This window comes from Moritella sp. 5 (assembly GCF_018219455.1).
In the GTDB taxonomy this organism is placed as follows: domain Bacteria; phylum Pseudomonadota; class Gammaproteobacteria; order Enterobacterales; family Moritellaceae; genus Moritella.
Genome location: NZ_CP056122.1, coordinates 810,825 through 823,148 on the forward strand (window position 1 = coordinate 810,825; position 12,324 = coordinate 823,148).

Below are 12,324 nucleotides of genomic sequence, written 5' to 3' on the forward strand. Positions count from 1 at the left end.
CATCTTCCCTGCATCCCCCCTTGAAATAAAAGGGGAGGGGGCTAGGGTGGGGTTATGAACTCACTGTTTCCAATCCCGCTATTTGGTGCCAATAACCATTACATTCACGATCTAACTGCAAGTCGAACTTAATATCTTGTTCCGCCGCATTTTTAAACTGACCGAGTGTTTGAAATGCTGATTCACCTAACGGGCTCACGCGTACAATATCGACCAAATCGTGCATGCTTGCCACATCATTTAACAGATTATATTTGTAACCTGACATGGTTTGAATGCCATTAATGGTGAATAGTTCCTTATTGTCCTGGCTATAGACGGGTTTGCCATTGGCGTGGTTGATACAGCAAAGTTCGCAATCATCTTTTGCCCTGTTTTCTGAGCGAGCAGTAAAACAGCGTGCAGAGTAGGCCAACGGTAAATGCCCATGCGCGAATACTTCGATTTCAAATTGATCACGGATGTTGAGTATTCTGCTGTCTTCTTGTAATTGTACTAGCCAGTCCCGTGATAACTCAACGGGCATGACCCAACGTTGCATGCCTTTATTAACGAGTAGCTGCAATACTTGCGCGTTATAGACATTAAGCGCATGACCACAGACAAAGGGTGTTTTTGCTTCAGCTAATAAATTGATTGCGCCGAAGTCATTAGCTTCAACAATAAAATCACCATTTTCACAGTACTTACGGAGAATATTAACTTCTGATGGTGCTTCTAATAGCGCCATGGTTGAGATCACCACTTGCTTACCTGAATCGGCAATTTCTTTGGCTAATCCTAACCAGTCTTTTGGTTTTAATTCGCGGCGTTTACTGCAAACCGTTTCACCAAGATAAATAATATCAGCCTGTGAATTCACAGCGGCAGCATAAAAATCTTCGACTTGTTGTTTTGGCCAATAATATAAAATTGGTCCTAATGCGTATTTCATATAATTCTCACTAATGCCTATTATTGCCAATCTCTGTGATAAGCGCCAAGGGTGGTGCTGGTACCTTCAGATAGTTGATCGAGCTGTTTATTCCAAGCGGCTTCAACCTGATACTTATCTGGGTTTTGTTTGTAACGATCGATAGCGGCACGCCATACGCGGGTTACTTGCTCTGTATAAGCGGGGCTGCGTTGGCGTCCTTCAATTTTCACAGCTGAAATATTTGCTTGTGCAAGTTCTGGTATTAACGCAAGGGTATTCAAGCTGGTTGGCTCTTCTAGTGCATGAAAAACTTTGCCGTCGACATTAAAACGGCCCTTACAAAGTGTCGGATAGCCGGTTTTTTCATCCGGCTGGTAGCGGTCAATAAGTACGCCATTTAAGCGTGACTCTAGGCCTTTTTCGGTTTCTTGCCAGCGTACATATTTTGCTGGCGAACAAGCGCCGACTGTATTTGGTGATTCCCCGGTTAAATAAGATGATAGGTAGCAACGACCTTCGGCCATGATGCATAAACTACCAAAGGCAAATACTTCGAGTTCAACATCGGTATTACGGGCCAATTGTTTTACTTGATGAATGGATAATACGCGGGGTAATACTACCCGACTGACATTAAAATTATTGGTATAAAAATTAATGGCTTCCACATTTGTTGCCGATGCTTGCACGGATAGATGTAACTCTAAATCGGGGTATTTTTTGGTTGCGTAGTCAAGTACTGCTACATCAGAGATAATAGCGGCATCTACCCCCATGTCAGCGCAACGATCAACGGCGCGTTCCCAACGTTCTAATTTTCCTGGGTGAGCAAAGGTATTGATGGCCACGTGTAAATGACGATCATGACTGCGAATATAATCGACAGCTTTATCTAGTTTTTTATCAGTAAAGTTCAAACCAGCGAAATGACGGGCATTGGTATCGTCTTTAAAACCGATATAAACAGCGTCAGCGCCATTATCAACCGCTGTTTTTAATGCCGGTAAATTACCAGCAGGGCAGAGTAATTCCATTGTTATAGTATCTTGAACGATGAATCTTGAGAAAAATTGTAAGGCATCGATGTTTTATTGGATTTGATTTAGGGCAGGATTATCTGAATTAATCTACTTTAAATTGACTTTGCTTAGGATATGGTCACTGATGGCACGCTAAAATACTATTTTTATTCAAGGAGCATATTCTGATGCTACATACTCTACATCGTAAATTGGTGCATACTGTACCTGGGCTATTAGCGATACCAGCTAAAATATTACCTTTTTCACTGCAAGAGAAAGTACTCTCACAAGTGTTCAATCGGGTATTTTCTGAAGGGCTAGAGGATGATGAATTCGAGTTTCTTGAACAAAAATGGCTGCAGGTTGAGATCACTGATTTAGGCATTAATTGGTTTATCAGTTGTAAAGATAATAAACTTGTTATTGCACCAAAAGCAGAATCAGTTGACGTTAGCTTTAAAGGTAATTTAAATGAGTTAGTATTAATTACCGCACGTAAAGAAGATCCTGACACACTGTTTTTCCAACGCCGTCTAAAAATAGAAGGTGATACAGAATTGGGTCTTGAAGTCAAAAATATGCTCGATAGTTTTGACCTTGATGAGTTACCAAAACCAGTAACAACATTGTTGACTTATTTAGCTGATTTTATTCAGCAAGGCTTGGTTGAGCCTGAATTCAGCAGTACAGTAAAAGCCAACGTGACCACTTGAACCTTGGAAATCCGGCTTGCCGATTTTAACTAACACTGCATCGAGAATACCCATCATATATTTATAAGTCTAATAGCAGCGAAGTGGGTATTCGCTTTATATTCGTCATTTATGATCTTCTGTGGTCATGCCTTAGTATGGTTATAGTATTGCTTTGAGCTATCACTATAGACCCCGCTTACTCTTCCCCCATATCATCAATAGATTAATATTAATTCCATATGGATATGGAAGTGATTTAGTAGTGAATATCTTTGATGCAAGGAGCATAAAGTGAGACTAGTTGTTATAAGTGGCAGCACCCGAAACAGGTCGACAACCATTAAGGTTGCACAATCAGTATTGCAATTAGCCGAACAGTCGCAATTATTCAGTAAAGTAAGTTTATTGGATTTTGTAAAAGTAACCTTGCCTATTTGGGATAAGGCGATAAAAAATGAAATTGCGGATTGGCAAGAAGAGTGGCAGGTTTCAGCACAATTAATGCGGGCTGCAGACGCAATTATCATTGTCAGTCCAGAATGGGAAGAAGAAAGCCTAGATAATTTTTATGCTTTTTGTGAACACGATAATTTGCCTTTATTACCGGGAACGGTATTGCGTGTTGGTAGTAATTGCCGTGGTGCGTATTCGTCCACTGAACTGTGGATGGCCAATTTCCGTAAAAATCGTACTTGTTTGATTTTGGAACATTTTATTGTGGCGACGATTGAGTCGGTTAATAATTGTAAAGAAGCCTATTATCCATTTGAAACTCCTTTAGTAGAACGTATACTGGCTAATTTAGGCTTGATGAAACAGCTGGTTGATAATGGTGGTTTATTATCTTCAACAAGGTTACATCTTGCTAAGTGTTAGCTGAGGTGTTGGATGTCATCAAAATTTCCCAAATTTGTAACTAAGCGTTTAGTCATCCGCGTTGCGGTGGCGAGCGATAGCGAAATGCTACGTCAATATTATGTGCGTAATCAGATGCATTTAACACCTTGGGAGCCGATTCGGAGTGACGCTTATTATACGTTACGTTGGTGGCAGCTTCGTATCAAGCAAATACATGCAGAGTTTGATGATGCGAGCGCAGTAAACTTTATTGCCATGACGCCTGATAAATCCGAAATTGTTGCGGTTGCTAACTTCAGTAATATTATTCAAGGCGTGTTTAAATCCTGTTACCTCGGTTATTCAATCGCAAAGTGTTATGAGGGGCAGGGCTTGATGGTTGAATTTTTACAGCGTTGTTTGGAGTTCATGTTTGAAAATGTGGGACTTAATCGCGTGATGGCTAATTACATACCAGAAAATGAGCGCAGTGGCGCGTTATTACAGCGGCTTGGTTTTGAACGTGAAGGGTATGCTCGAAAATATCTTAAAATTGCTGGAAGTTGGCAAGACCATATATTAACCGCGCTGCTTAAAGAAGACTGGTTAGCGCGAGAAACAACAGAACGAAGTGGTAATAAATTCTAAGTCGATACTGACAAATAAAAACGGCGAGTTATTCATTCGCCGTTTTCCTCTCTATCTTATTGGGTATCGCATACGATGGTTAACGTGCTGCTTTTGTCGCTTCTTGGATCATGACAAATTTTTCCCATAATACTTCCTCTTTTTCTACATAATCCGGATCGGTAACAATGCAGTTAATCGGGCAAACTGTTTTACAGGTAGGTTTATCATAATGACCTACGCATTCTGTGCATAATAGTGGGTCGATTTCATAAATCTTCGCGCCAAATGTAATTGCGCCATTCGGACATTCCGGATCGCACATATCACAGTTAATACACTTATCATTAATTAATAATGCCATAAGGTTTTTACTTCTATCCTGATGGATTATTTATGCGGGTTACGTGTATCTTCACTGTTATTAAAATTACGCATTAATAGTGCGTGATCCAGTGTGACTTCTTCTGGAACTGGTAAATAAACAATGTGACCAGAACCTGGCGCGTATTCCATTGCTTCGCCTTTACGGTTTTCTAATTCTTCTAGTTTGAAGGTCAGGTTACCTTGTGGCGTCATTAACTCAAGAGAATCACCCACTAAGAATTTATTTTTCACAATCACTTCAGCAAGGCCTTTATCGTTACGACCATTGAATTCACCCACAAACTGTTGTGTTTCACTGATTGAATAACCGTAATCGTAGTTTTGGTATGCGTCGTGAGTATGACGACTTAAGAAACCTTCAGTGTAACCGCGGTGCGCAAGGTGCTCTAGTGAACGCAGTAAAGACGGATCAAAGTCACGGCCTGCAACAGCATCGTTAATCGCTTGCTTATATACTTGTGCTGTACGCGCACAGTAATAGAACGATTTGGTACGACCTTCAATTTTTAATGAATGTACGCCCATTTTAGTGAGACGCTCGACGTGTTGAATAGCACGTAGGTCTTTTGAGTTCATGATGTAAGTACCATGCTCATCTTCAAATGCAGGCATATATTCATTTGGACGACCTTGTTCTTGTAATAAGAAAATTTGGTCTGTCGGTTTACCTTTGCCTAATGTCGGCTCTAGCGAACCTGTTTCTGGAGTATAGATTTCAGTTTCTGGTGTGTAAATTTCAGGATTGGTTGCAACAATATCACCGGTTTCATTTTCGGTTGCATCATGTGCATCGTACTTCCAGCGGCATGAGTTCGTGCATGATCCTTGGTTTGGATCGCGTTTGTTAATATAACCAGACAATAAACAGCGGCCTGAGTAAGCCATACACAGTGCGCCGTGTACAAATACTTCGATTTCCATATCAGGGCAGTGGAAACGAATATCTTCAATTTCATCTAGTGATAGTTCACGAGATAAAATTACACGCTTAATACCTTGGGTATACCAGAACTTAACGGTAGCCCAGTTTACAGCATTTGCTTGTACTGATAGGTGAATAACCATATCAGGGAAAGCTTCACGTACCATCATGATTAGACCTGGATCAGACATGATGATCGCATCGGGTTTCATGGCGATGATCGGTGTTAAATCTCGGATGAAGGTTTTGAGTTTTGAGTTATGAGGTTGGATATTACAAACCACGTAGAATTGCTTACCAAGTGCGTGAGCTTCATTGATACCAATTTCTAAGTTCTCTAAGCTAAATTCGTTGTTACGAACACGTAAGCTATAGCGTGGTTGGCCAGCGTAAACAGCGTCAGCACCGTAAGCGAAAGCATAGCGCATGTTCTTTAGTGAACCTGCAGGGGAAAGTAATTCTGGAGTAAACATTTCAACCTCAATTTTTGTCTGAGTTCAAGTCAGGAAATACCCTAAGGGCATCAAGGTTCGCGATTCTACGCGTTGAGTAATATTTTAACGTTGATCTGGATCATGTTTTATTTAATCGTGTTTGAGAGGCGTCGAGGATATTTGCAAGGGAAGGTTGGTAAAATAGTGATGTCAAAGTTGGAAACAAAAAAAGCTCAGAACAAGTCTGAGCTTTTTATACCGATGGCTAATTGTTTATAGCCATCAATTGTTCGTCATATTAGTTAAACACAATCATCAGGCCAGGTAGTGCGAAGAAAGCACCAATTACGTAACCAAAGGCGATGAATTTGTTTTCAGTACCTTGGCGTGCTAATGCTTCTGCACACTTAATTGGAATCTCACGTAGTACCGGGATACCGTAGATAAGTGCCACAGCAAACAGATTGAACATTACGTGTACCAATGCAATTGTCATTGCTACTTGCGCAGCATCACCACTGATTGATGTTGCTGCAAGTAATGCGGTAATTGTTGTACCTATGTTCGCACCTAGTGTGAATGGGAAGATTTGACGTGTAGTAAATACACCGCTACCCGCTAGTGGAATCATTAGGCTTGTCGTTGTAGATGAAGACTGCACCATTACTGTAACCGCTGTACCAGATAAGATACCGCTTACTGGGCCACGACCGATTGCACCGTGTAGTACTGCTTTAGCACGACCAACCATTACTGATTTTAATACTTTACCTAGGAAAGTTACCGAGAAACCAATCATGAAGATACCGATGAATACCATGACTAGACCAGCAGTGTTGCTTTCTACAGGTAATGAACCAGCAAGTTCTTTAATTTGGTTTACCGCAGGTTTTGTTAACGGTTTAATGAAGTTGAATTCTTTAATGCTTAAGCTGCTGCCGCCAACAAAGAAATCTGCTAGGAAGGTAGCCATTTTCTCAAGGATACCAAATGCAATTTCTAGTGGTAGGAAGATAGCTACTGCAAGTAGGTTAAAGAAGTCATGTACGGTTGCAGCACTAAATGCACGCTGGAACTCTTGTTTGTCGCGGATATGACCCATGCTCACGAAAGTGTTCGTGATTGTCGTACCCATGTTCGCACCCATCACCATCGGGATTGCTATTGAGATTGGTAAGCCACCTGCTACTAGGCCAACGATTACTGATGTTACTGTACTTGAAGATTGTACTAACGCTGTTACTAGGATACCTAATAATAAAGCGACGAATGGGTTAGTTGCGAAAGCGAATATTTGTTCTGCACCAGCGCTACCGCCAGAGAACATTTTAAAGCCTCCACTTACTGTAGATACTGCTACCAATACGAAGTATACCAATGCGGCTACACTTACCCAGCTGAATACTTTTTGCATTGTGCTTGGGTTCAATTCAATTGCTTCGTTGTTGTTTTTCATCTCTAGGTACCGTTTTATCTGTATCGAATGACAGATTTGTTTCAGTTAGTTGACGAGAAGGATTAAAACAAACTTGTATGACAGTAATATTACAGTGAGTTTAAAATGTCACAAAACCCTTGGTTGCAAGGTTAAGTTATTGTTTTTAATTGTTAAATTTGTGGCGTTTATTTTGGTTATGTATTTCTTAAGAGACGAGTGTTCGGTAAATAAGGCGTTTTTCCGCTGTTTTTATGTACAAAAATGTGGGTTTGTGACAAAACTGTCATGTGAAATTGGAGGTATTAAAGGCGATAATTGGAAATACGCAGCATATAAAGATGTACATGCTGCGTTAATGAGGCTTTATTTAGCTGTAGTTGCTTCTTCACCACCAAGGGCAGTGATTAGGTCTGGAATGAAACGCATTAACTCACCGGTCATCAAGGCAAAGTCTGCATCAAATTTTGCTGCGTAATCATCGGTTTCCACATCATCATTTTGTTCTCTGATGAGGTCACTGAATTTAAGACGTTTTACTGACATGTCTTCGCCAAGTAAGAAAGACAGTGATTCACTCCAATCTAAGGCTAATTTAGTCACTAACTTATCTGCGTTAAGGTGGTGTTGGATCTCGTCACTGGTTAAGTCTTGTTCTTTACAACGGATGATACCGCCATGTTCAAGTGCAGAACGTAATTCAGCTTCATCGCCCAGTTCAAAACCTGGTGCAGCACTGCCGTTATTTAACCATTCTGTCATCGTTACATCTGCTGGTGTCGTTAAAGCAACTGGTACAACAGGTAGGCTACCGACACACTTACGTAATAAAGCGATGAGGTCTTCGGCTTTTTTAGCGCTTGATGCATCAACCACTAATAAATCTTGTGAAGGACAAATCCAAGCAAATGTTTGGCTGCTACGTGGGAATGCACGTGGAAGTAGTTGATGGACGATATCTTCTTTTAGCGCATCTTTTTCTTTTTTCTTTAGGCCTCGGCCTTGTTCTGCTTCAATCGTATCTACTTTTTCTTGTAGCATGTCTTTAACAACAGATGCTGGTAATACTCTGTCTTCTTTCTTTGCACAAATCAGAATGTTATCTGAAATACCATGCGTTAAAGCTTGACCTGACTTACCCAGTGGTTTTATCCAACCGAACTTAGATAAATCTTGGCTACCACAAGGGGTAAAAGGGAAATCAGCTAACTTGGTTTCAAGTTGTTCAATATCTAGTTCAAATGGACGAGTGAAACGATAAATTAGTAAGTTTTTAAACCACATTATAGCAGGACCTTGGTATCAACTGTTTGGATAACCAGTATACTCAAGGATGTTGGAAATACAAGTTTGCCTAGTGGCTAAAGATGCATCAATCAAGATCTTAATTCCACACTTTTATTGTCATCTGGTGTATAAAGTATTCAATTGAATTGTCACTTTTAATTATTAAAATCAGTGTTTTAATTAAATGCTATATTTATGTGATATTCATTACATTTGTTAGGTGTGAAATTCGACTTTTTAATAAAGAATTCATCAATGTAATAATACTGAAACATATTGAGCTGATAATAAATTTCAGTTAAAGTCGAAAGATAAGTGGTTCTTTCATCATTAAAATATAAATCTTTTACTGACCGGAGACGGTTATTAAGGGAAGAATAGTAAAGGATATTTAAAGTGTCTAAGCGAATTTTAGTAGTTGAAGATGAACTTGCGATCCGTGAAATGCTGTGTTTTGCATTAGAACAAAAAGGATTTGATGTTGTTGAAGCTGGGGATTATAACGAGGCGGTAGAGCGGCTTGTTGAACCTTATCCTAATTTAATCTTATTAGATTGGATGTTACCTGGTGGTAGCGGCATTAAATATATTAAGCACTTAAAGTCTCAACCGCATTTATCCGCTATTCCGGTCGTGATGTTAACGGCACGTGGTGAAGAGGAAGATAAGGTTAAAGGTTTAGAAGTGGGGGCGGATGATTACATCACGAAACCATTCTCACCAAAAGAATTGATTGCACGGCTAAATGCGGTAATGCGTCGTGTTGCGCCAATGACTCAAGATGCAGTTATTGATATTAGTGGGTTACAGCTTGATCCTGTTGCTCACCGCGTTTCTGCTGGTGATTCTGTGATTGAGATCGGTCCGACTGAATTCAAATTATTGCACTTTTTTATGACACACCCAGAACGAGTGTATAGCCGAGAGCAGTTGTTAGATAATGTTTGGGGCATGAATGTATACGTTGAAGACCGCACGGTTGATGTACATATCCGTCGTCTGCGAAAAGCATTAACACCGAGTGAACATGATAAATATGTACAAACAGTGCGTGGTGCAGGTTATCGCTTCTCGATACGTTAATCATGAGAGTTGAAGTTTCAATATGAATAAGACGAACGTTTTTGTCGGTGGCTTATGGCGACTGCTTTATTGGTATATCCCGTTTTTTCTTGTTGGTTTAGTTATTGATAATATTACATTGAGTTTACTCATCGCCACTGCCGTACATGTTGCTTGGTTATATCGTAGCCAATACATATTACATCAGTGGTTATGGGTTGCGCGCACGGCGACGCCGCCTGAAGGTAAAGGTAGCTGGGAATCCATTTTTAATGGCATCTATCGTTTGCAGCGTCGACATAAACGTAAGCGTAAAGAATTGCGTATGGTTATTCGGCGTTTTCGTGAAGGTGCTGAAGCCTTACCGGATGCCGTTGTTGCGTTAGATACTGATTATTCCATTATGTGGTGTAATAAATTAGCGCAACAAATGATTGGCCTGAAATGGCCAGATGATGCGCATCAACATATTGGTAATTTGATCCGTACTCCAGATTTCATTCAATATTTAAATTCGAAAGATTACCGAGAACCGTTAGAGATCACTTCGCCAGTGCATAATGCCAAGACGTTAGAAATTCGCGTAATGACGTATACCGATGATCAATCGATGCTGGTGGCTCGTGATGTCACTGAACTGCGTCAACTAGAACAAGTCAGACGTAATTTTATGGGTAATGTTTCTCATGAGTTACGTACACCGTTAACCGTATTAAAGGGCTATCTGGAAATGCTTGAGCCTGATGAATCGGATAAAATGTTTGCTCGTGCGCATAAAGTCATGTCTGAACAAACGGCGCGTATGGATTCGTTGGTGAACCAGTTATTAGCCTTGTCTCGTATTGAAGCTGCACAGGCTGTCGACTTTGAAAAGCAAGTTGATATTCCGTTTATGCTGTCGATGTTAGAACAAGAGGTATTGATCTTAGGTGCGGATAAAGCCTTAAAGGTAGAGTTCCACATTGAAAACGGCCTGTTTGCATTGGGTGATGAATCACAATTACGCAGTGCGGTATCTAATTTGATCTACAATGCGGTTCGCTATACGCCTACGGACGGCAAAGTGGTGGTTGAATGGAAGCATACACCCGCTGGTGGTTCATTAAGTGTGACCGATAATGGCGATGGTATTTCTGCCGAGCATGTACATCATTTAACTGAGCGTTTTTATCGTGTTGATGATGCGCGTTCACGTGATTCTGGTGGTTCTGGTATTGGTTTATCAATTGTGAAGCATGTTTTAAGCAACCATGACAGTGTGTTAGAGATTAATAGTAAAGTGAATAAAGGTAGTTGCTTTAGTTTCACACTACCGTTAGTTACGTATGTAAAGCGTCACTAATTTTACCGCGATTGTGACTAGTATTATTAAAGAACTAAGCCCATCCACTATGCGATGGGCTTTTTTTTAGCGATTAATTTATACTGTATGGGAAATTAGCAGAGGTTTATTTGTAATAAATCGTGCGCTGTCATCAAACCGTCATGTTTCATTCATATTATTGTCATCAGTTTATTGAATACTTGTATTCACAGAAACGAGGTACAAGATTATATTACTTGTAGTCGTGGACACTAAATACAAAGCTTATATACCCTGTAGTCATAGACACAAAATAAAAAATTATACTTGGAGAAGTAAAATGAATATTAAACAAATTGTTGTAGCATTAGGGATATCAATGACAGCAATCGCTTCACAAAGCGCATTTGCAGCAGGACTAGACCCTAAATTACCAGAGTATCAAAAAGTAAGTGGTATCTCAGGTAACCTATCTACAGTTGGTTCTGATACATTAGCAAACATGATGACGTTGTGGGCTGAAGAATTCAAACATATTTACCCAAGTGTTAACGTACAAATTCAAGCGGCTGGTTCTTCTACTGCGCCACCGGCACTAACAGAAGGTACTTCACAATTCGGTCCAATGAGCCGTAAAATGAAGTCTAAAGAAATCGAAGCGTTTGAAGAACGTTACGGTTATAAACCTACAGTAATTCGTGTTGCTATCGATGCACTTGCGGTATTTGTACACAAAGATAACCCAATTAAAGGTTTAAACATTGCCGATGTAGATGCAATTTTCTCAAGCACACTAAAATGTGGTGAAGCGAAGCGTGTTGAACGTTGGGGTGAACTAGGACTCGAAGGTTCTTGGGCTGAGCGTGATATCCAATTATTTGGTCGTAACTCAGTATCGGGTACTTACGGTTATTTTAAGAAGAAAGCATTGTGTAAAGGTGACTTCAAAAATAACGTGAATGAGCAACCGGGTTCAGCATCTGTTGTACAGTCTGTATCATCATCACTTAATGCAATCGGTTACTCAGGTATCGGTTATAAAACATCAGGTGTTCGTGCAGTACCACTAGCGAAAAAAGGGACTAACTACATCGAAGCATCGTTAGATAACGCTGCATCAGGTAAATACCCATTGTCTCGTTACCTATACGTTTACATCAATAAGAGCCCGAACAAAGCATTATCTCCAATGCAAACGGAGTTCTTAAAACTGATATTATCGAAACAAGGTCAGAAGATCGTAGCTAAAGATGGCTATATCCCATTACCTAATTCAGTTACATCAAAAGACCTTAAGAAAGCAGGAATTACACTGTAATACGACTTACTTAGGTTAAATGATTAAAAGCTCGCTATTTAGCGGGCTTTTTGCTTTCTGGTATAAAATAAAATGAGGC

General features: G+C 40.1%; 12 protein-coding genes. 6 read left to right on the forward strand and 6 right to left on the reverse strand.

Translation table 11 applies throughout. The features are described from left to right. Window positions 1-52: 52 nt before the first annotated feature. Window positions 53-934 carry a U32 family peptidase gene (locus tag HWV01_RS03765; protein WP_211674128.1) on the reverse strand — a complete coding sequence of 294 codons (882 nt, stop codon included), beginning with the start codon at window positions 932-934 and terminating at the stop codon, window positions 53-55. Window positions 935-954: 20 nt separating this feature from the next. After that, window positions 955-1,950 carry a peptidase U32 family protein gene (locus tag HWV01_RS03770; protein ID WP_211674129.1) on the reverse strand — a complete coding sequence of 332 codons (996 nt, stop codon included), beginning with the start codon at window positions 1,948-1,950 and terminating at the stop codon, window positions 955-957. A gap of 173 nt (window positions 1,951-2,123) precedes the next feature. On the opposite strand from HWV01_RS03770, the gene HWV01_RS03775 reads away from it, so the two are divergent. From HWV01_RS03775 to rimJ, 3 genes are all read left to right on the forward strand, one after another. Further along, window positions 2,124-2,651, forward strand: a complete 528-nt coding sequence (locus HWV01_RS03775; RefSeq protein ID WP_211674130.1) for an SCP2 domain-containing protein — start codon at window positions 2,124-2,126, stop codon at window positions 2,649-2,651. A gap of 273 nt (window positions 2,652-2,924) precedes the next feature. Continuing rightward, on the forward strand, window positions 2,925-3,509 hold the full coding sequence (locus HWV01_RS03780; protein WP_211674131.1) for an NAD(P)H-dependent oxidoreductase: 585 nt from the start codon (window positions 2,925-2,927) through the stop codon (window positions 3,507-3,509). Between the two features lie 12 nt (window positions 3,510-3,521). Further along, window positions 3,522-4,118 (forward strand): ribosomal protein S5-alanine N-acetyltransferase, encoded by a 597-nt coding sequence (gene rimJ, locus HWV01_RS03785; protein ID WP_211674132.1) that lies wholly within the window; start codon window positions 3,522-3,524, stop codon window positions 4,116-4,118. A 79-nt stretch (window positions 4,119-4,197) separates the two neighbouring features. Here rimJ and HWV01_RS03790 read toward each other — a convergent pair whose 3' ends face one another. From HWV01_RS03790 to rdgC, 4 genes are all read right to left on the reverse strand, one after another. Beyond that, window positions 4,198-4,461 (reverse strand): YfhL family 4Fe-4S dicluster ferredoxin, encoded by a 264-nt coding sequence (locus HWV01_RS03790; RefSeq protein ID WP_211674133.1) that lies wholly within the window; start codon window positions 4,459-4,461, stop codon window positions 4,198-4,200. A gap of 26 nt (window positions 4,462-4,487) precedes the next feature. Further along, on the reverse strand, window positions 4,488-5,879 hold the full coding sequence (gene yegQ, locus HWV01_RS03795; RefSeq protein WP_211674134.1) for a tRNA 5-hydroxyuridine modification protein YegQ: 1,392 nt from the start codon (window positions 5,877-5,879) through the stop codon (window positions 4,488-4,490). 259 nt (window positions 5,880-6,138) lie between these two features. Continuing rightward, window positions 6,139-7,296: a Na/Pi cotransporter family protein gene (locus HWV01_RS03800; RefSeq protein WP_211674135.1), complete on the reverse strand. Its 1,158-nt coding sequence runs from the start codon at window positions 7,294-7,296 to the stop codon at window positions 6,139-6,141. Window positions 7,297-7,641: 345 nt separating this feature from the next. Continuing rightward, the gene (gene rdgC, locus HWV01_RS03805) at window positions 7,642-8,559 is read right to left on the reverse strand and encodes a recombination-associated protein RdgC (protein WP_211674136.1); all 918 of its coding nucleotides are present in this window, start codon (window positions 8,557-8,559) and stop codon (window positions 7,642-7,644) included. A gap of 399 nt (window positions 8,560-8,958) precedes the next feature. On the opposite strand from rdgC, the gene phoB reads away from it, so the two are divergent. The 3 genes from phoB to HWV01_RS03820 all read left to right on the forward strand — a co-directional run bounded on the left by phoB (window position 8,959) and on the right by HWV01_RS03820 (window position 12,245). Next, window positions 8,959-9,645 (forward strand): phosphate regulon transcriptional regulator PhoB, encoded by a 687-nt coding sequence (gene phoB / locus HWV01_RS03810; RefSeq protein ID WP_211674137.1) that lies wholly within the window; start codon window positions 8,959-8,961, stop codon window positions 9,643-9,645. Window positions 9,646-9,667: 22 nt separating this feature from the next. Continuing rightward, complete coding sequence (gene phoR, locus HWV01_RS03815) at window positions 9,668-10,966, forward strand: phosphate regulon sensor histidine kinase PhoR (protein ID WP_211674138.1); 1,299 nt, start codon at window positions 9,668-9,670, stop codon at window positions 10,964-10,966. 301 nt (window positions 10,967-11,267) lie between these two features. Then, the gene (locus HWV01_RS03820; protein WP_211674139.1) at window positions 11,268-12,245 is read left to right on the forward strand and encodes a PstS family phosphate ABC transporter substrate-binding protein; all 978 of its coding nucleotides are present in this window, start codon (window positions 11,268-11,270) and stop codon (window positions 12,243-12,245) included. The last annotated feature ends 79 nt before the right edge of the window (window positions 12,246-12,324 follow it).

Coding starts and splice junctions, on each gene's coding strand:
- HWV01_RS03765 (WP_211674128.1), bottom strand. CDS start 934: ATGAAATACGCATTAGGACCAATTTTATATTATTGGCCAAAACAACAA.
- HWV01_RS03770 (WP_211674129.1), bottom strand. CDS start 1,950: ATGGAATTACTCTGCCCTGCTGGTAATTTACCGGCATTAAAAACAGCG.
- HWV01_RS03775 (WP_211674130.1), top strand. CDS start 2,124: ATGCTACATACTCTACATCGTAAATTGGTGCATACTGTACCTGGGCTA.
- rimJ (WP_211674132.1), top strand. CDS start 3,522: ATGTCATCAAAATTTCCCAAATTTGTAACTAAGCGTTTAGTCATCCGC.
- HWV01_RS03790 (WP_211674133.1), bottom strand. CDS start 4,461: ATGGCATTATTAATTAATGATAAGTGTATTAACTGTGATATGTGCGAT.
- yegQ (WP_211674134.1), bottom strand. CDS start 5,879: ATGTTTACTCCAGAATTACTTTCCCCTGCAGGTTCACTAAAGAACATG.
- HWV01_RS03800 (WP_211674135.1), bottom strand. CDS start 7,296: ATGAAAAACAACAACGAAGCAATTGAATTGAACCCAAGCACAATGCAA.
- rdgC (WP_211674136.1), bottom strand. CDS start 8,559: ATGTGGTTTAAAAACTTACTAATTTATCGTTTCACTCGTCCATTTGAA.
- phoR (WP_211674138.1), top strand. CDS start 9,668: ATGAATAAGACGAACGTTTTTGTCGGTGGCTTATGGCGACTGCTTTAT.
- HWV01_RS03820 (WP_211674139.1), top strand. CDS start 11,268: ATGAATATTAAACAAATTGTTGTAGCATTAGGGATATCAATGACAGCA.